This window comes from Halarchaeum nitratireducens (assembly GCF_014647155.1).
Classification (GTDB): domain Archaea; phylum Halobacteriota; class Halobacteria; order Halobacteriales; family Halobacteriaceae; genus Halarchaeum; species Halarchaeum nitratireducens.
Genome location: NZ_BMOQ01000003.1, coordinates 17,536 through 34,088 on the forward strand (window position 1 = coordinate 17,536; position 16,553 = coordinate 34,088).

Here is a 16,553-nt window from a genome sequence, read left to right on the forward strand (position 1 = left end):
CGGCGGCGGCGGGAGTACGACCCATGGACGACGCTATCGCGTTCGGCACGGACGGCTGGCGTGCGACGCTCGACGTGTTCACGACGCCGCGGGTCCGCGCGGTCGCGCAGGCGACCGCCGATCACCTCGCGGACGCCGGACACGCGGACGGGACGGTCGCCGTCGGCTACGACGCCCGCCCCACCTCCCGCGAGTTCGCCGAGGAGATCGCCGACGTCCTCGCCGCGAACGGCCACGACGTCCTCCTCCCCGAGCGCGACTGCCCGACGCCGCTCGTCGCGCACGCCATCGTCGAGCGCGACCTCGCGGGCGCGCTCGTCGTGACGGCGTCGCACAACCCCCCGGAGTACAACGGCGTGAAGTTCATCCCGGCCGACGGTGCGCCCGCCCTCCCGCACGTCACCGAGGCCATCGAGGCCCACCTCCGACCGCCGGAGGCGGACCCCGACGCCGAGCGCGGCGAGATCACCGAGGTCGATCTCGTGACGCCGCACGCCGAGCACTGCCGGGCCCTCGTGGACGCCGACCTCGACGGCTTGGACGTGATCTACGACGCGATGCACGGGAGCGGCCGCGGCGTCACGGACCGCCTCCTCGAAGCCGCGGGCGCGACCGTCGAGCGCCACCGCTGCGAGCGCGACGACGACTTCGGCGGGACGCCCCCGGAGCCCGACGAGGCGAACCTCCAGGCGCTCGCGCTCGCCGTCCAAGAGCACGACGCGGACCTCGGGATCGCCAACGACGGCGACGCCGACCGGATCGCGGTCGTCACGCCCGAGCGCGGCTTCCTCGACGAGAACAGCTTTTTCGCCGCGACGTACGACTACCTCCTCGACGACCGGTCCGGGCCCGCCGTCCGCACCGTCTCGACGAGTTCGCTCGTCGACCGCGTCGCGGAGGCGCACGGCGAGACCGTCTACGAGACCGCGGTCGGCTTCAAGTGGATCGCGGAGGAGATGAAACAGCGCGACGCCCTGATGGGCGGTGAGGAGTCCGGCGGCTTCTGCGTCCGCGGCCACGTGCGCGAGAAGGACGGCGTCCTCATGGCGCTCCTCGCCGCCGCCGCGGCCGCCGAGGAGTCCTACGACGATCGCGTCGCCAGACTCCGCGAGGCGTACGGGAACGTCGTCCAGTCGAAGACCTCGGTGCGCTGTCCCGACGACCGGAAGGCCGCCGTCGTGCGCGACCTCGCCGACTCGCTCCCCGACGCCGTCGCGGGCGTCGACGTCGCCGGCGTGAACGACGCGGACGGCTTCAAGGTCCGCCTCGTCGACGACTCCTGGGTGCTCGTCCGTCCCTCGGGGACGGAACCGAAGATGCGCGTGTACGCCGAGGCCGACAGCGAGGCGCGCGTCCGCGAGCTCCTCGACGCCGGGCGCGACCTCGTCGAACCGCTGGTGTAGTTAGCGTAGGCGCCCGCGAAAGCGCCCCTCGTCGATCGCCGCGATCTCGAACCCCAGCGCCTCGTAGAACGGCCGGACGTCCGCGTCGAAGTCGGCGCTGAGCGGCCGCCAGCGCTCGGCCGCGGCCGCGATCAACGCGGTGCCGATCCCCTGCGCCCGACGGCGACGCCGCACGGCGATCGCGGCGACGTGCGCGCCCGACCGGTCGCCGTCCGCCGCGTCTTCGTTCCGAGCCGCCGCGCCTCCCGTGGTGTCGCCGTCGTCTCCCCGCCCGTTCGTCCCGCCGGGCCGTGCGCCCGCGGTGTCGGCGACGAGCGCGCCGATCACTCGGTCGTCGCTCACGGCGACCAACACCCCGTCCCCGTCGCCGTCGAGCTCGCGGTCGAGCAGGGCGTCGTCGACGGCGAGCACCGCGGCGTCGAGCACGCGTCGCACGGCGACGTGCTCGTCGGATCGCGCCGCGCGGACCGCGACGTCGCGTTCAGCCACCCTGGACGAGCCGGAGGACGGTCACGTGCTCGCTCTCCACCGGTTGGTCCTCCGGAACGGGGCGGCCGTCGACCATCACCGACACCTCGTGGGGGCTGAGGTCCACGCGCTCCAAGAGATCCGCGTAAGACGCCCCCTCGACGTCGAACTCGTGGACGTCCTCCCCGACGACTTCGACGGTGACGCGCATACGTGTGCGTGGACGCCGGCGCGTATCAGCGTGTCGTCCGCCGCCCACCGTCGCGCCCGGTGACGCCCGCTCGCCGCCCCGTCGACGTCCCCCGTTCGGCGCTTCGCGGCGCTTATGGGACGCGGGCGTCTTCGAACCGACATGGCAGACGCGGGGCGACAGGACATCTGGGTCGAGAAGTACCGGCCGGAGACGCTCGACGACATCGTCGGCCACGAGGACGTCGTCTCGCGGTTGCGGAGCTACGTCGCGGAGGACGACCTCCCGAACCTCCTCTTCGCCGGCCCGGCGGGCACGGGCAAGACCACTGCGGCGACCGCCATCGCGCGCGAGCTCTACGGCGACGACTGGCGGGAGAACTTCCTCGAACTGAACGCCTCCGACGAGCGCGGGATCGACGTCGTGCGCGATCGGATCAAGAACTTCGCGCGCGCCTCCTTCGGCGGCTACGACTACCGCGTGATCTTCCTCGACGAGGCCGACGCGCTCACGAGCGACGCCCAGAGCGCGCTCCGGCGCACGATGGAGCAGTTCTCCAACAACGTCCGGTTCGTCCTCTCCTGTAACTACTCCTCGCAGATCATCGACCCCATCCAGTCCCGCTGTGCGGTCTTCCGCTTCGCGGGCCTCAAGGACGACGCCGTCGCGGAGCGCGTCCGGCACGTCGCGGAGGCGGAGGGTGTCGACTACACCGAGGACGGCGTCGACGCGCTCGTCTACGCGGCTGACGGCGATATGCGACGCGCGATCAACGCCCTGCAGGCCGCCGCCGCCACGGGCGAGGCGGTGACGGAGGAGACCGTCTACGCGATCACGAGCACCGCCCGTCCCGAGGAGATCGAGGAGATGGTGACGGAGGCCATCGACGGCGAGTTCGTCGCCGCGCGCGCCACCCTCGACGACCTCCTGACGGAGCGCGGTCTCGCCGGCGGCGATATCATCGACCAACTGCACCGCTCCGTCTGGGAGTTCGATCTAGCCGAGAGACAGGCCGTGCGCCTCATGGACCGCATCGGCGAGGCGGACTACCGGATCGCCGAGGGCGCGAACGAACAGGTGCAGTTGGAGGCGCTGTTGGCGTCGGTGGCGCTGGAGAGCGAATAACGCGGCGCCGAGCGCGGCGAGGGTTCGCGGGAACGCCGAGCGCGAACGGAGCGAGACGCGAGGGATGACGCGGCTCCGCAGGCGCCCCCGAACTACCGAACGGGGAGCCATGCGGGACCGGAGGTCCCGCGTGTCCGTACGGGCGACTCTGGGGTCGCCCGTACGACGAATGCGACCCGTGCGGGTCGCACCGAGTCGCCTACGCGAGGTCGGCGGGCGGCCCGCCCGGGAGGTCGTCGCGGCCGTGCGGCGCGAAGAAGTCCGGATCGGGACCCACCGGGACGAGGTTCGAGGGGTTGACGTCCGGGTGGCTCCGGTAGTAGTGGTTCTTCACGTGGTCCATGTGGAGCGTCGCCTCGACGCCCGAGAGCTGGCAGAGCTCGCGGAGGTAGCCCCAGAGGTGTTCGTACTCCGCGATCTGTCGGCGGTTGCACTTGAAGTGGGTGTGGTACACCTCGTCGAACCGGTAGAGCGTCGTGAACATCGCCACGTCGGCGAGCGTGAGTCGGTCGCCGGCGGCGTAGCGCTGGTCGGCGAGGCGTTCGTTCCACGTGTCGAGCGCGTCGAAGAGGTCCGCGACGGCGTCGTCGTAGGCCCCCTGCGATTTCGCGAAGCCGGCGCGATAGACCCCGTTGTTGATCACCGGGTAGATGGCGTCGATGACGTCGTCGATCTCCGCCCGGTAGCCCTCGGGGTAGAGTTCGACGTCGTTCTCGGCGTACGCGTCGAAGCCGGTGTCGAGCATCCGCATGATCTCCTCGGATTCGTTGTTCACGATGGTCTCCTCTTCCGTGTCCCAGAGGACGGGCACCGTGACGCGTCCCGTGTAGCCCTCGTCGGCCTCGGCGTAGATCTCGCGGAGGTAGTCGTGGCCGTACTGGGACTCCGCGGTGCACCCCTCCTTCTCGGAGGTGAACTCCCAGCCCTCGTCCTTTCGCACCGGATCGACGACGTCGACGCTGATCGCGTCCTCCAGTCCCTTCACGGCCCGCGTGAAGAGCGTGCGATGCGCCCACGGGCAGGCGTAGGAGACGTAGAGGTGGTAGCGTCCCGCCTCGGGTTCGGGACCGTCCGTCACGACGTCGTCGGGGCCGCGTCGCGTTCCGGCGATCCAGTCCCGGAAGGACGTGGTGTCGCGCTCGAACTCCCCCGACTCGTCGCTCTGTATCTGCTCGACGTCGTATCGCCACTCCCCGTCGATCATTCGGGCCATACGCGTGTGAAGGCGCGCGCGGCGCAAAAGCGCGGGGGACTCGGCGGGGCACGTGAATGGCCGGCGATAGCGGCTGTGCGAGGGCGATACGGTGGCGTGGCGTGACGGCGTCCGTCGCGGTGACGTGGCGGAGAGGGGACGACAACGCGGCGGTGGCGGCGGGCCGCCCGTCCGTGCCTCACGCTACGTTCGGACGGCTTCGCCGCTCGGACGGAACCGGCGGGCTCGGTGGAATACTGAGGGCAAGCGTCGAAGGCGTGAGGGCTTAGTGCGGAAGCGTTTTGCCGTTCGGTCGGTCAGAAAGAGGCAATGAGCGACCTCGAAGCGGAGTACCGCCTCGACTATTTCGAGGAGGAGGGGTTCCGTCGCGGGCAGTGTACGGAGTGCGGGGCGCACTTCTGGACCCGCGATCCGGACCGGGAGACGTGCGGGGAGCCGCCCTGCGAGGAGTACGGGTTCATCGACGACCCGGGCTTCGACGAGGCGTACGAGCTCGGCGAGATGCGCGAGCGCTTCCTCTCCTTTTTCGAGGCGCACGATCACGAACGGATCGACCCGTATCCGGTCGCGGCGAACCGGTGGCGCGACGACGTCCTCCTGACGCAGGCCTCCATCTACGACTTCCAACCGCTCGTCACGTCGGGTGAGACCCCGCCGCCGGCGAACCCGCTGTGCATCAGCCAGCCCTGCATCCGGATGCAGGACATCGACAACGTCGGCCGGACGGGTCGGCACACGATGGCGTTCGAGATGATGTCGCATACGGCGTTCAACGCCCGCGAGGACGTCGACGACGAGTACGCCTACGAGGGCGAGGTCTACTGGAAGGAGGAGACGGTCGCGTACTGCGACGAGTTCTTCGTCGACATGGGCGCGGACCCCGAGGAGATCACGTACATCGAGGATCCGTGGGTCGGCGGCGGGAACGCCGGCCCGGCCTTCGAGGTCATCTACAAGGGCGCGGAGCTGGGAACGCTCGTCTTCATGTCGATGAGCGAGGACCCCGACGGCGAGTACGAGATGAAGGACGGGAACACGTACTCGCCGATGGACACGTACATCGTGGACACGGGGTACGGCCTCGAACGGTGGACGTGGGTCTCGCAGGGGACGCCGACCGTCTACGAGGCGGTCTACCCGGACACGATCGCCTACCTGAAGGACGCGGCGGCGATCGACCACGGCGAGGAGGAAGAGGAGCTCATCCACCGCGCGGCGAAGCTCGCCGGCCACCTCGACATCGACGAGGTGGAGGACATGGACGCGGCGCGCGACAACATCGCGGACAAACTCGGCGTCGAGCCCGCGCGCCTCCACGAGCTGATGCGCCCGCTGGAGGACATCTACGCGATCGCGGACCACGTCCGAACGCTGGCCTACATGTTCGGTGACGGCATCGTGCCCTCGAACGTCGGGACGGGCTACCTCGCGCGGATGGTGTTGCGCCGCACGGCACGCCTGATCGACGGCCTCGACGCGGACGTTGCACTCGACGACCTCGTGGATCGGCAGGCCAAGCGCCTCGACTACGAGAACCGGGAGACGATCCGCGACATCGTCCGCTCGGAGGTCCGTAAGTACGAGGAGACCTTAGAGCGCGGCTCCCGGAAGGTCGAGCAGCTCGCGGAGGAGTACGCGGAGCGCGGCGAGCCGATCCCGGCGAGCCAGCTCGTCGAGTTCTACGACAGCCACGGCCTCCAGCCGGACATGGTGACGGAGATCGCGGAGGACGTCGGCGCGCGCGTCGACGAGCCCGACGACTTCTACTCGCTCGTCGCCTCCCGCCACGACTCGGGCGACGCCTTCGACGAGACCGAGGAGACGGACGCCCGCCTCGGCGACCTCCCGGACACGGAGGAACTCTACTACGACGATCAGTACCGCGCGGAGTTCGAGGCCGTCGTGCTCGACGTCTTCGAGCGCGACGGCGAGGGCGAGGACGGCGGCCCGGCGTACGACGTCGTCCTCGATCAGACGATGTTCTACCCGGAGGGCGGCGGTCAGCCGGCCGACCACGGGACGCTCTCGACGGACGATATGACCGTTCAGGTGTCGGACGTGCAGATGCGCGACGGCGTCGTCCTCCACCGGACGGACGAGGACCCGGGGAAGGGGGAGTTCGTCCGCGGCCAGATCGACATGAGCCGGCGGCGGCGGCTGATGCAACACCACACGGCGACGCACGTGATCGGACACGCGGCCCGCGAGGTGCTCGGCTCGCACGTCCGGCAGGCGGGCGCGCAGAAGGGGACCGACTCCTCGCGGATCGACATCAGCCACTACGATCGGCTCTCGCGCGACGAGGTGAAGGCGATCGAGCGCGTGGCGAACGAGATCGTGACGGACAACACGGTCGTCGAACAGGAGTGGCCCCACCGCAACGAGGCCGAATCGGAACACGGCTTCGACCTCTATCAGGGCGGGATCCCGCCCGGCGAGACCATCCGGCTGATCCACGTCGCCGAGGACGTGCAGGCGTGTGCGGGGACGCACGTCAAGCGCACCGGCGACATCGGCTCGATCCGGATCCTGAACACCGAGCGCATCCAGGACGGCGTCGAGCGGATCACGTTCGCGGCCGGGATCGCCGCGCTCCAACACGACCAGACGCAGGAGGATTACCTCCGCGAGACCGCCGAGACGTTCGACGTCGCGCCGCCCGAGGTGCCCGAGACCGCCGCGCGCTTCTTCACGGAGTGGAAGGAGCGCGGTAAGCGGATCGAGGAACTGAAAGAACAGCTCGCCGAGGCCCGCGCGTCGGGCGGTGGCGGCGGCGAGGAGATCGAGATCGGCGAGTGGACGGCCGTGATCCAGCGCGTGGACGCGGACATGGACGAACTGCGCGCGACGGCGAACGCGCTCGTCGACGACGGCAAGATCGCGGTCGTCGGGGGCGGCGCGGACGGCGCGCAGTTCGTCGTCGGCGTCCCCGACGGCGCGCCGGTGAACGCCGGGCGGGTCGTCGGCGAACTCGCCTCCCTCGTGGGCGGTGGCGGCGGCGGTCCCGCCGACTTCGCGCAGGGCGGCGGACCCGACGCCGAGGCGCTCGACGACGCGCTCGAATCCGCGCCCGACATCCTCCGCGACGCCGCAGGGGCCTGAGACGGCGCTCGCGGCCGCGAACCGGCGTCCGCGATCGCGGCGAAACCCCGACCAGCGACAACGCTTTTCGGGCTGGGAACGTTTCACAGCACCATGCAGTCGCTCCGCGTCGCGCTCCTGAACGCCGCCCACGACCCGGCGGACACCGCGCGGAACTTCCGGCGGGACGTCGACGCCGACCTCGTCGAGTTTCACGCCGCCGGCGGGGAACTCCCCGACTCGTACGACTTCGACGCCGCGATCGTCACGGGCTCGCGTTCGTCCGTGTATTGGGACGACGAGCAGGAATGGATCGCGCTGACCCGCGAGTGGGTCGCGGGCGCCGACGAGCGCGGGCTCCCCGTCCTCGGCGTCTGCTTCGGCCATCAGCTCGTCGCCGAGGCGCTCGGCGGCACCGTCGAGGGGATGGACGAGTACGAGATCGGCTATCGCGAGGTCACTCACGACGGGAGCGATCCGCTCTTCGACGGCATCGACACCGAGTTCACGGTGTTCACGACGCACTCGGACGCCGTGACCGATCTCCCGCCGGGCGCGGACCTGCTCGCGGAGAACGAGTACGGCGTCCACGCCTTCCGTCGCGGGAACGCCTACGGCGTCCAGTTCCACCCCGAGTACGACACCCGTACTGCGGAACGCGTCACCGAGCGGAAGGACGACCTCGCCGACGACCGTAAGGCCACCGTGCTCGCGGGGATCGACGCCGAGCAGTACCGGGCGGCCTGCGAGGCCAAGCGGCTCTTCGACAACTTCTGCGAACTCGCCGCCCGCGACGCGCCCCCCGCCGCGGACTGACGGCGCTCACTCTGTTCGGTCCCCCGGCCGGCGCGCCGGCGGACAGGCACGGACGATCTTCCCCCACCAGCTCCGCCGATCCGCGCCCCACCGGTAGAGCCCCTCGCGGAGCTCGCGATAGGTCTCGAACGCGCGCAGCTCCTCGACGAGCGGCTCCAGCTCGGGGTAGAGCCGGACGACGGTCTGCTCGACGGCCTCGCCCGCGGAGTAGACGGCGTCGTCCGTGAGGAGGTGGGCCGACGTCTCGTACTCTTCAGGGAGGCGCGCGCGCTGATCGGGCGAGAGCTCGGAGAAGCCGACGGGCTCGAAGTCGCCCCGGTCGAGTGCGCGCTCGACGCACCACGTGCAGAAGCCGCAGTCGTCGTCGTAGACGAGCCGCGGCGGGTGGTCCGTCTCGCCGCCGTCGGCGCGCGGCTCGCGGCGACCTCTCCCTGCTTGCTCGCTCTCTCCTCGGCCGTCGACGCGCGGCTCGCGGCTTCCGGTCGCCGTTCGTTCATTCCGCGTCGATTCGTCGTCGACGCGCGTCATTCGTATCGCCCCGTGACCTCGCCGCAGGCCTGACAGCGGACGAGCACCTCGTCGCCCTCATCGGCGAGCTCGACCCCCTGAACGGTCTCCCCGCCGCACTCGTCGCACTCGCGGCGCGTGACGGTCTCGCCGGCGTCCTGTGGCGCGCCCATGGCGAGGACGACGGCGCTCTCCGCGCCGGTGTTGCGCGAGCGCTGGAACTCCCCGCGGCCGAAGCGGACGAGCTCGCCCGCCCCGACGGTGACGTCGTCGTCCGCGGTCCGGAAGGTGAGCTCGCCCGACTGGACGTAGAAGACCTCCTCCTGGGCGGCGTGGCTGTGATAGCCGTACGCGGTCGATTCGCCGGGGGCGACCTCGTAGTAGTTGAGCGCGAGGTCGGACGCGCCGAGGGCGTCCGTGAGCGCGTAGATCGTCGAGGCGGGACCCATCCGACTGCGCTGGTCGTCGAGCGAGACGGTGTGCATGGTCGATCTCTGGGGCCCCGACGCCTCAAAACTGCCGGCCCGACGGCCCGCTTTCGCGGTCCCGTCCCGGTCGTTTAAACGCGCGCGGCGACACCGTTCCGGTATGGCTATCGACCCGAACTTCGACCAGAACCGGGAGGTCGTGGACGACCACCAGGGCCACGACGTCTGGGGGCCCGTGGAGGAGCCTGAGCAGCTGGGGATCCACGGTACGCACGTCGCCGTCGACTTCGACATCTGCGACGCCGACGGCGTCTGCGTCGAGGACTGTCCGGTGGACGTCTTCGAGTGGGTGGAGACGCCCGGCCACCCGACGAGCGAGAAGAAGGCCGACCCCGCCAACGAGACGCAGTGTATCGATTGCATGCTCTGTGTCGACGTCTGTCCGGTGGACGCGATCGACGTGGATAGCACACGCGCGTGAACGCCTCGGTGAACGCGCGGGAGGGGAGCGGGGAGGGACGACTCGCGAGCCTGAGCGCCAGCGGTGACTCGGTCCGGACGAACGGCGACGCCGGGTCACGCGCGTGAACGAAGACGAACGCCGGGGGGAGCGGTGGGGAGCGCTCCGGACGGCGAGCGCGTCGCCGCTCGTGGGTGGCGCTCGGGAACGGACTCTCGCGTCGTCGCTACCGTCCGCGGCGGGATCGACGGACTCTCCCCTCGTCGCGGGTCTCGCCGGGCGGCGTCACGCCCGGTCGATGTCGAGCTGCTCGCGGAGCTGTGAGAGCGCCTCCGAGTCCGCGAGCTCGTCCAGGCGCTCCTGGAAGTGCTCCTCGCAGAGAGCGACGCGCACACCGGACTTATCGACGGAGACGTCGGCGCTCCGGTCACAGTAGTGACAGCGCATGCGCGTACCTCGGTGCCGTAGCACCTTAAGCCCGTGGCCGCCTCACCCCGGGATACGGCGGCGGAGACGGTGGTATTCGCCGCTGTCGATGCCGTCGACGCCGAGCGCGTCGTCGTGCGCGTCGCTCCCGCCGAGCGCGAGCAGGTCGTGTTCCTCGACGGCCCGTCGGACCCGCGCGTGACCGTCCGCGTGGTCGGCGGCGTCACGTCCGACCGGCCGGTCGTACGGGTAGTGGAGCTCGACGGCGTCGAGCGACGCACAGCGCGCGAGCGCGGCGTCCGGGTCGGCGTACCGGAGCGGGTGGGCGAGCCCGACGGCCCCGCAGGCGTCGGCGAGGAGGTCGCGGCCGCGCTCGAACGACGGGACGTCGCGGGCGACGTAGCACGGCGCGTCCTCGCCGATGAGGTCGGCGAACACCGGCCCGACCTCGTCGTAGGAGGTGTCGGGGTGGGCGACGACGGCGCGCGCGACGTGCGGGCGACCGAAGCCCGATCCGACGTCGAGCGCGAGGTCGATCCCCAGCTCCGCCTCGACGTTCTCGACGATCCGCCGGCCGCGCTCGATCCGGTCGCGTCCGAGGCGTTCGAGCTCTCCCCGGAGCGCGGACGTCTCGCGGACGCCGTAGCCGAGGAGGTCGACGCGTTCCGCGGGCGTCTCGACGCGCAACTCGATTCCGCGGACGATCTCGACGCCGCCGCGCTCGGTCAGCGGTGCGGGGAGGGCCGGATGGACGGTGTCGTGATCGGTGACGGCGACGGCGGAGACGCCGGCGCGCTCGGCCGCGGCGGGTACGTCGGCGAGCGCCATCGACCCGTCGGAGGCCGTCGTGTGGACGTGGAGGTCGGCGTAGGGCACACCGATCCTACGGTCGAACGCGGCAAGAACGTACTCCACACGCCGTGGTAACACGTCACCCACCAAATTCATAATGATCGTCCCCAATAGATATGGTCGTAATGACGCTCCGAACGGCGACCGACCTGCTCGAAGACGCAACCTATCCGGCGACTATCGACGACCTGCGCGCGGCGTACGGAGAGGTGCGCATCGAACACCCCACGGGCGAGGAACGTCTCGGCGAGGTCCTCGAACGAACGGGTGACGACGAGTTCGCCGACGCGACGGCCGCGATCCACGCGGTGTACGGCGCAGTCGGGCAGGACGCGGTCGGCCGCGTCGGCTACTCCGATCGCGATCCGACCCCGATGGGCGTCGACGGCCCCGATCCGGTCTCGTTCTGAGCGGACCCGGGATTTTTGCCGCCCTCCGATACCCTCTTTACAATGCGAAAGGTACACACGGGTATCGGTACCATGTCCATCGGATCATACGACGAAGACGAACACGAGCGCCGCGAACGAAAGAATGCCGACGTCGACCTCAGCGAGGACGACGACCGAATCGAGTACCACGGCTCGATCACGTACGACGCGGGCGATTCCGCCGAGGCGTTGCTCGATCAGTTCAAGCGGATGAAAGAGAACTGACTCTTTTTCCCCGACGTCACCGGACCATCGACGCGACCCCGAGCACGGCGAGCACCGCCACCACGTGCCCGACGACCGCGACCACCAACAGCGGCGCGGGCGTCACGAACGGGACGAGGAGGAGTTGCAGGAGCCCGAACGCCGCCGTCCGTCTGTCCGCGGCCGCGACCGCGCGCCGCGCGTGCTGGTCGAGGTCGAAGGCCAGCGTCCGCCAGAGCGCCGTCACGGCCGCCCACCAGCCGACGCCGATGCGATAGCAGACGTCCCAGCACACGAGGAGCGCCAGGAACGTCGCGGGCGCCGACGGTGGGTGCCCGAGCAGCGTCGTGACGAGCGCCGTCCCGTCGCGCGGGTCGACGACGAACAGGTACGTCAGCAGGGTGACGTACGCGACCACGCCCAGCACGGTCTCCACGCTCGACCCGAAGACGACGTGCGTGTAGGCGTCCGGGAGGTCCGCGCGGCGGAGGCGGCGCCCGAGGTCGAGCATGAGCGCGCTCCCCGCCGTGGCGACGATCACCGCCGCCGTCGCCGCCGGCACCGCGGTCCACAGGTCGCTTACGCCGGCGAGCGCGAGCACCGCGCCCTCGAAGAGCGCGAACTGGACGGCGAGCGCGACCCGGTCCGGAACGTCGACGCCCGGGATCGCGCCGACGATGCTCTCGTACGTCCACGCCCGCCCGTAGTCGACGTCACGCATCGCGGCGCCCGCCCGTGTCTCCGCCGTGCGTCGCGGGCGTCTCCCCGTACGCGAGCAGGGCGTCGCGCACCGCCTCGTCGAACGGCGTCAGCGGGACGGGGACGTGCTCGCGGATCGCCCCGTCGTCCGCGACGACCGGGTTCTTCAGGCCGCGCACGAGCGGCCGGACGACCGACCTGGGCGCGTCCGTCACGAGATCGATCCAGTACGCCGAGAGCGTCGGCGTGAGCACCGGTATCGGGATCACGCGGAGGCGTCGGCCCATGAGCGACGCGGTGCGTTCGAGCATCGCCTCGTACGTGAGTACCTCCGGGCCGCCGATCTCGTAGGTGCCGTCCGCGGTCGCGGGCGCGTCGAGGACGCCGACGAGATACGCGACGACGTCCCCGATCGCGATCGGTTGGCAGGGCGTCCGCACCCACTTCGGCGTCACCATCACCGGCAGGCGCTTCGCCAGCTGATGGACGACGTCGAACCCCGTCGATCCCGCCCCGACGACGATCGCGGCGCGCAGCGTGGTGAGGTCGAAGTCGGCCTCGCGGAGGACGCCCTCCACCTCGCGGCGCGAGCGCAGGTGTGCGCTCAGGTCGTCGCCGTCCGCGCCGAGCCCGCTGAGGTAGACGACGCGTGACACGCCGGCCGCGTCGCTCGCGCCCGCGGCGTTCGTTCGTTCCGCGGCGTCCCCACCGGACGCCGCGTGCGCGAAGTTCCGCGCGGCCGTCCGGTCGCGCTCCGCGAACGCGTCGCCCGCCCCCATCGAGTGGACGAGGTAGTACGCGGCGTCACACCCCTCGAAGACGCCGTCGAGGCTAGCCGGATCGAGCAGATCGCCGACGACGACCTCCACCCCCGCCGGCGGATCGTACCGCTCCGGGTCACGGACGAGGGCGCGGACGTCGTGGCCCGCCTCGACGAGTTCCGGGACGAGGTGTCCCCCGATGAAGCCGGTCGCGCCGGTCACGAGCACGCGCATACTGTCCCGTCGCACGTCACCCGCTTAAACGTCGTCCCACCCGGGCGTCGGCGGCGCGCCGCGCGCCCCCTCGACCGCCCCGGCCAGTCCCGGTTCCGCGTCGTCCCCGCCCGCCTCGCCCTCCTCCCTCCGATTTGCCCACTCCGCGGCCGCCTGCCCGACCCACGAATCCGCCCCCGCGGCGCGCTCTTCGTAGGTCTCGCGCTTCTCCGGGGCGATCGCGGCCGTCCCGGGCGCGCTCGCCGCCGCGACGCCGACGAAACGCGCGCGCTCCGCCCGCGTCAACTCGCCCGCGCGCAGGCGTTCGACCGCGCCCGTCAGCTCGTCGGGGTCCGGATAGCAGAACACCTTCTCGCCGAGCGCCTGCGGCCCGAGCAGGACGCCCGCGTCCGCCGGGGGCTCGCCGCCGACGAGGCGCTCGCCCCCGAAGGCGTCCTCGACGCGTTCGCACTCCGTCTCGGCGTCCAGCGCGAGGTTGTGCCCCGGGTAGTCGCCACACTCCGTGGGATAGAGATCCGTCTCGTGAATCCGACACTGCAGGGTCTCGGGATCGAGGAACGCACACGACGGGAGCCAGCGCGCGTCGCCGTCGAACGGCGCGACGGGCTTCGGCGGCTTTCGCAGGCCGACGAAGAAGACCGGTCGGTCGCCGATCGCGGCGAGCTCGTGGCCGTCCACCGTCACGCGGTCGTCCCCCGGGGCGGGCGTCCAGAGCCGCGGCGTCAGCGCGTCGCCGTAGCCGGCGTCGACGAACGCGCGGACGTCCTCGCGGGTCAGCGGGACGAGGTTGTACGTGTCGTCGAGCGCGGGACGCGCCCCGCGATGCTCGCGGTCCCCGGGGGCGTCGGCGAGCGGGCGCCAGTCGATGCAACACCCCGCACACCCCTCGCAGTTCACCTCCATGCCGTGGCCGTTGGCGTCACCGGACGGAAAGCCTTCTCCCCGACAGGGCGAAGGGGCCGGCGCCCCGAACGACGCCATGAGCAAGCGACGCTGCGACGCCTGCGAGGCGCGCGTCGAAGTCCCCGGTGGCGTCGGGGACTTCTGGGACTTCGGTTCGCTGGAGAAGGCCGGTCCGGGGGGACTGACGCTCGAACTCGACGACGGGAGCAAGTTCTTCCTCTGTTTCGACTGTATCGAGGCCCTCCCGGAGGACCCGACGCGCGCGGACGTCGACGCGCTCACCCCGGAGTGACGCCCGCCGCGCCCGCCACCGTCTCGCCGAGCGCGGGGGTTAAGACGCGCGACGGCGTCACGAACACGCAGTGAACCCGGTGCGCATCCACGACGAGTTCCCCGCGCCCGCCTACCGGGGCGCGCAGGAACGCGCGCTCGCGGACGTCCGCGACGCCTTCGCGGCGGGCAACGACGTCGTCCTCGTGCGCGCGCCCACCGGGTCCGGGAAGTCGCTCATCGCCCGCGCGATCATGGGGTGCGCGCGGACCGTCGACGAGGCCGATCCGCATCAGGCAACGGGCGCGTACTACACGACGCCGCAGGTCTCGCAACTCGACGACGTCGCGGACGACGACCTGCTCGACGATCTCAAGGTCATCCGCGGGAAGAACAACTACACCTGCATCCTCTCGGACGAGGAGGGGACGCCGGTCGACCGCGCGCCGTGCGCCCGCGAACGCGGCTACGACTGCGCGGTCAAACACCGCTGTCCGTACTTCTCGGCGCGCGCCGTCGCCTCCGCGCGCTCGCACGCCGCGATGACGCTCGCGTACTTCATGCGGACGGCCGGGAGCGAGGTGTTCCGCAAACGCGACGTCTGCGTCATCGACGAGGCCCACGGCTTAGCCGAGTGGGCGGAGATGTACGCGACGGTCGAACTCGGTCCGCGGACCGTCCCCCTCTGGGACGACCTCCGCGTCCCCGACGTCGACGGCGCGGAGGCGGCCGCGCGCTTCACCGACGCCCTCGTCTCGACCTGCGAGTCCCGCAAGGACGAACTGCTCGGCGCGGACGAACTCGACGCCGAGGAGGCCGCCGAGCGCGACCGACTGCAGGAGCTCATCAGCGAGGCGTCGTGGTTCGCGGAGGACTACCGCGACCCCGAGTCCGCGACGACGTGGGTCGTCGATCAGGCCGACGACGGCACCATCACCGCGAAGCCGATGAACCCCGCCCGGTACCTCCGTCACACCGTCTGGGACCGCGCGAACCGCTTCGCGCTCCTCTCCGCGACCATCCTCGATAAGGAGTCGTTCTGCCGCGCCGTCGGCCTCGACCCCGCGACCGTCGCGCTCGTCGACGTCGAGCACACCTTCCCCGTCGAGAACCGCCCCCTCTACGACGTGACTCGGGGGAAGATGACCTACGAGGAGCGCGACGACACCCTCCCGAAGGTCGCGCGCACCCTCGCGCGGATCATGGCCGCGCACCCCGACGAGAAGGGAATCGTCCACTGTCACTCCTACGCGATACAGGACGCCCTCGTCGACGAACTCGCCTCGCTCGGCGTGTCGGATCGGGTCCGCGCGCACGGCAGCGACACCCGCGACGCCGACTTGGAGGCGTGGAAGGCCAGCTCGGAACCCGAGGCGTTCCTCTCGGTGAAGATGGAGGAGGCCCTCGACTTGGAGGGCGACCTCGCGCGCTGGCAACTGCTCTGCAAGGCGCCGTTCCTCAACACGAACGACTCGCGCGTCGCGCGCCGCCTCGAGGAGGGCCAGTGGGCGTGGTACTTCCGCAGCGCGCTCCGCACGGTCATCCAGGCGGCGGGCCGAGTCGTCCGCGCGCCGGACGACCACGGCGCGACGTACGTCGCCGACGACTCGATCCTCGACGTCTTCGAGCGCGCACGCACCGACATGCCGCCGTGGTTCCGCGAACAGGTCGATCGCATGACGACCCCCGACCTTCCCGCGCTCGACGCCGACGCCGCCACCGCGAACGTCTCCCCCGGTTCCCCGACCCCCGTCGGTGGCGGGACGTCCACTCGAACCGAGGGTGGGGCGGGCGGTCGCGGCCGACGCTCGGGCGGCGGTGGCGAGCGACCGTCGAGTGACCCCGCCGGCGGCGCGAGCGGCGACGGCGACGCCGACGACACCGAGCGACGGAGTCCGATGGCGGACGTCTGGGACGTCGACTGACTCCCGCGCGGCCTCGGGAGGCCGATCAGACCGCGGAGAGGACGTACGCGACGGTCGAGAACAACATCAGGGCGGCGAGGAACAGCGCGATGTACTGTTGGCGCTCCATACCGACGGTACGGTGCTCAACGCCTAAAAACGACGGGACCCGTTCTAC

General features: G+C 71.0%; 19 protein-coding genes. 9 read left to right on the forward strand and 10 right to left on the reverse strand.

Going from position 1 to position 16,553, the window contains the following annotated elements; all coding sequences use genetic code 11:
• Positions 1–23 precede the first annotated feature (23 nt).
• Positions 24–1,403 (forward strand): phosphoglucomutase/phosphomannomutase family protein, encoded by a 1,380-nt coding sequence (locus tag IEX91_RS04595; RefSeq protein WP_188877392.1) that lies wholly within the window; start codon positions 24–26, stop codon positions 1,401–1,403.
• Here IEX91_RS04595 and IEX91_RS04600 read toward each other — a convergent pair whose 3' ends face one another.
• Entirely contained in the window at positions 1,404–1,892 is a 489-nt protein-coding gene (locus tag IEX91_RS04600) for a GNAT family N-acetyltransferase (RefSeq protein ID WP_229772792.1), read from the reverse strand. It lies immediately after the preceding gene.
• A complete protein-coding gene (samp2, locus tag IEX91_RS04605; protein WP_188877393.1) occupies positions 1,885–2,082 on the reverse strand; it encodes a ubiquitin-like small modifier protein SAMP2 in 198 nt (65 codons plus the stop codon). The genes IEX91_RS04600 and samp2 overlap by 8 nt, the downstream gene beginning before the upstream one ends.
• A 141-nt stretch (positions 2,083–2,223) precedes the next feature.
• Here samp2 and IEX91_RS04610 point away from each other — a divergent pair, with 141 nt between their 5' ends.
• Entirely contained in the window at positions 2,224–3,186 is a 963-nt protein-coding gene (locus IEX91_RS04610; RefSeq protein WP_188877394.1) for a replication factor C small subunit, read from the forward strand.
• Between the two features lie 199 nt (positions 3,187–3,385).
• Here IEX91_RS04610 and IEX91_RS04615 read toward each other — a convergent pair whose 3' ends face one another.
• Positions 3,386–4,399: a glutathione S-transferase family protein gene (locus IEX91_RS04615; RefSeq protein ID WP_188877395.1), complete on the reverse strand. Its 1,014-nt coding sequence runs from the start codon at positions 4,397–4,399 to the stop codon at positions 3,386–3,388.
• Between the two features lie 309 nt (positions 4,400–4,708).
• Between IEX91_RS04615 and alaS the strand changes: the two genes are divergently transcribed.
• Together alaS and IEX91_RS04625 are read left to right on the forward strand one after the other, a co-directional pair.
• Positions 4,709–7,501, forward strand: coding sequence for an alanine--tRNA ligase (alaS, locus tag IEX91_RS04620; RefSeq protein WP_188877396.1), 2,793 nt, complete (start codon positions 4,709–4,711; stop codon positions 7,499–7,501).
• A gap of 93 nt (positions 7,502–7,594) precedes the next feature.
• Positions 7,595–8,296 carry a type 1 glutamine amidotransferase gene (locus IEX91_RS04625; RefSeq protein ID WP_188877398.1) on the forward strand — a complete coding sequence of 234 codons (702 nt, stop codon included), beginning with the start codon at positions 7,595–7,597 and terminating at the stop codon, positions 8,294–8,296.
• A gap of 6 nt (positions 8,297–8,302) precedes the next feature.
• Here IEX91_RS04625 and IEX91_RS04630 read toward each other — a convergent pair whose 3' ends face one another.
• Together IEX91_RS04630 and IEX91_RS04635 are read right to left on the reverse strand one after the other, a co-directional pair.
• Complete coding sequence (locus tag IEX91_RS04630) at positions 8,303–8,824, reverse strand: DCC1-like thiol-disulfide oxidoreductase family protein (protein ID WP_188877399.1); 522 nt, start codon at positions 8,822–8,824, stop codon at positions 8,303–8,305.
• The gene (locus IEX91_RS04635) at positions 8,821–9,288 is read right to left on the reverse strand and encodes a cupin domain-containing protein (protein ID WP_188877400.1); all 468 of its coding nucleotides are present in this window, start codon (positions 9,286–9,288) and stop codon (positions 8,821–8,823) included. The genes IEX91_RS04630 and IEX91_RS04635 overlap by 4 nt, the downstream gene beginning before the upstream one ends.
• A 103-nt stretch (positions 9,289–9,391) precedes the next feature.
• Here IEX91_RS04635 and IEX91_RS04640 point away from each other — a divergent pair, with 103 nt between their 5' ends.
• The gene (locus tag IEX91_RS04640; protein WP_188877402.1) at positions 9,392–9,712 is read left to right on the forward strand and encodes a 4Fe-4S dicluster domain-containing protein; all 321 of its coding nucleotides are present in this window, start codon (positions 9,392–9,394) and stop codon (positions 9,710–9,712) included.
• 264 nt (positions 9,713–9,976) lie between these two features.
• On the opposite strand, the gene IEX91_RS04645 is transcribed toward IEX91_RS04640, so the two are convergent.
• Both IEX91_RS04645 and IEX91_RS04650 read right to left on the reverse strand, forming a co-directional pair.
• Positions 9,977–10,138 (reverse strand): DUF6757 family protein, encoded by a 162-nt coding sequence (locus IEX91_RS04645; RefSeq protein WP_188877404.1) that lies wholly within the window; start codon positions 10,136–10,138, stop codon positions 9,977–9,979.
• A 42-nt stretch (positions 10,139–10,180) separates the two neighbouring features.
• Positions 10,181–10,993: a PHP domain-containing protein gene (locus IEX91_RS04650; RefSeq protein ID WP_188877405.1), complete on the reverse strand. Its 813-nt coding sequence runs from the start codon at positions 10,991–10,993 to the stop codon at positions 10,181–10,183.
• A 101-nt stretch (positions 10,994–11,094) separates the two neighbouring features.
• Between IEX91_RS04650 and IEX91_RS04655 the strand changes: the two genes are divergently transcribed.
• Together IEX91_RS04655 and IEX91_RS04660 are read left to right on the forward strand one after the other, a co-directional pair.
• Positions 11,095–11,379: a DUF5789 family protein gene (locus IEX91_RS04655; protein WP_188877406.1), complete on the forward strand. Its 285-nt coding sequence runs from the start codon at positions 11,095–11,097 to the stop codon at positions 11,377–11,379.
• Between the two features lie 72 nt (positions 11,380–11,451).
• Complete coding sequence (locus IEX91_RS04660) at positions 11,452–11,625, forward strand: DUF5786 family protein (RefSeq protein WP_188877407.1); 174 nt, start codon at positions 11,452–11,454, stop codon at positions 11,623–11,625.
• Positions 11,626–11,641: 16 nt separating this feature from the next.
• Here the strand turns inward: IEX91_RS04660 and IEX91_RS04665 are convergent, their stop codons facing one another.
• The 3 genes from IEX91_RS04665 to IEX91_RS04675 are packed head-to-tail and all read right to left on the reverse strand — an operon-like array spanning position 11,642 to position 14,201.
• Positions 11,642–12,325, reverse strand: a complete 684-nt coding sequence (locus tag IEX91_RS04665; RefSeq protein ID WP_188877408.1) for a DUF7530 family protein — start codon at positions 12,323–12,325, stop codon at positions 11,642–11,644.
• On the reverse strand, positions 12,318–13,298 hold the full coding sequence (locus IEX91_RS04670) for an NAD(P)H-binding protein (protein ID WP_188877409.1): 981 nt from the start codon (positions 13,296–13,298) through the stop codon (positions 12,318–12,320). The genes IEX91_RS04665 and IEX91_RS04670 overlap by 8 nt, the downstream gene beginning before the upstream one ends.
• Before the next feature lie 24 nt (positions 13,299–13,322).
• Positions 13,323–14,201, reverse strand: coding sequence for a YkgJ family cysteine cluster protein (locus IEX91_RS04675; RefSeq protein ID WP_188877410.1), 879 nt, complete (start codon positions 14,199–14,201; stop codon positions 13,323–13,325).
• A 76-nt stretch (positions 14,202–14,277) separates the two neighbouring features.
• On the opposite strand from IEX91_RS04675, the gene IEX91_RS04680 reads away from it, so the two are divergent.
• Both IEX91_RS04680 and IEX91_RS04685 read left to right on the forward strand, forming a co-directional pair.
• Positions 14,278–14,493 carry a DUF7561 family protein gene (locus IEX91_RS04680; protein ID WP_188877411.1) on the forward strand — a complete coding sequence of 72 codons (216 nt, stop codon included), beginning with the start codon at positions 14,278–14,280 and terminating at the stop codon, positions 14,491–14,493.
• A 70-nt stretch (positions 14,494–14,563) separates the two neighbouring features.
• Positions 14,564–16,396, forward strand: coding sequence for a helicase C-terminal domain-containing protein (locus IEX91_RS04685; protein WP_188877412.1), 1,833 nt, complete (start codon positions 14,564–14,566; stop codon positions 16,394–16,396).
• Positions 16,397–16,553: the final 157 nt, after the last annotated feature.

Bases quoted from the DNA above. Each gene is read 5' to 3' on its own strand.
- IEX91_RS04595 (WP_188877392.1), top strand. From the start codon at position 24: ATGGACGACGCTATCGCGTTCGGCACGGACGGCTGGCGTGCGACGCTC.
- samp2 (WP_188877393.1), bottom strand. From the start codon at position 2,082: ATGCGCGTCACCGTCGAAGTCGTCGGGGAGGACGTCCACGAGTTCGAC.
- IEX91_RS04610 (WP_188877394.1), top strand. From the start codon at position 2,224: ATGGCAGACGCGGGGCGACAGGACATCTGGGTCGAGAAGTACCGGCCG.
- IEX91_RS04615 (WP_188877395.1), bottom strand. From the start codon at position 4,399: ATGGCCCGAATGATCGACGGGGAGTGGCGATACGACGTCGAGCAGATA.
- alaS (WP_188877396.1), top strand. From the start codon at position 4,709: ATGAGCGACCTCGAAGCGGAGTACCGCCTCGACTATTTCGAGGAGGAG.
- IEX91_RS04625 (WP_188877398.1), top strand. From the start codon at position 7,595: ATGCAGTCGCTCCGCGTCGCGCTCCTGAACGCCGCCCACGACCCGGCG.
- IEX91_RS04630 (WP_188877399.1), bottom strand. From the start codon at position 8,824: ATGACGCGCGTCGACGACGAATCGACGCGGAATGAACGAACGGCGACC.
- IEX91_RS04635 (WP_188877400.1), bottom strand. From the start codon at position 9,288: ATGCACACCGTCTCGCTCGACGACCAGCGCAGTCGGATGGGTCCCGCC.
- IEX91_RS04640 (WP_188877402.1), top strand. From the start codon at position 9,392: ATGGCTATCGACCCGAACTTCGACCAGAACCGGGAGGTCGTGGACGAC.
- IEX91_RS04645 (WP_188877404.1), bottom strand. From the start codon at position 10,138: ATGCGCTGTCACTACTGTGACCGGAGCGCCGACGTCTCCGTCGATAAG.
- IEX91_RS04655 (WP_188877406.1), top strand. From the start codon at position 11,095: ATGACGCTCCGAACGGCGACCGACCTGCTCGAAGACGCAACCTATCCG.
- IEX91_RS04660 (WP_188877407.1), top strand. From the start codon at position 11,452: ATGTCCATCGGATCATACGACGAAGACGAACACGAGCGCCGCGAACGA.
- IEX91_RS04665 (WP_188877408.1), bottom strand. From the start codon at position 12,325: ATGCGTGACGTCGACTACGGGCGGGCGTGGACGTACGAGAGCATCGTC.
- IEX91_RS04670 (WP_188877409.1), bottom strand. From the start codon at position 13,298: ATGCGCGTGCTCGTGACCGGCGCGACCGGCTTCATCGGGGGACACCTC.
- IEX91_RS04675 (WP_188877410.1), bottom strand. From the start codon at position 14,201: ATGGAGGTGAACTGCGAGGGGTGTGCGGGGTGTTGCATCGACTGGCGC.
- IEX91_RS04680 (WP_188877411.1), top strand. From the start codon at position 14,278: ATGAGCAAGCGACGCTGCGACGCCTGCGAGGCGCGCGTCGAAGTCCCC.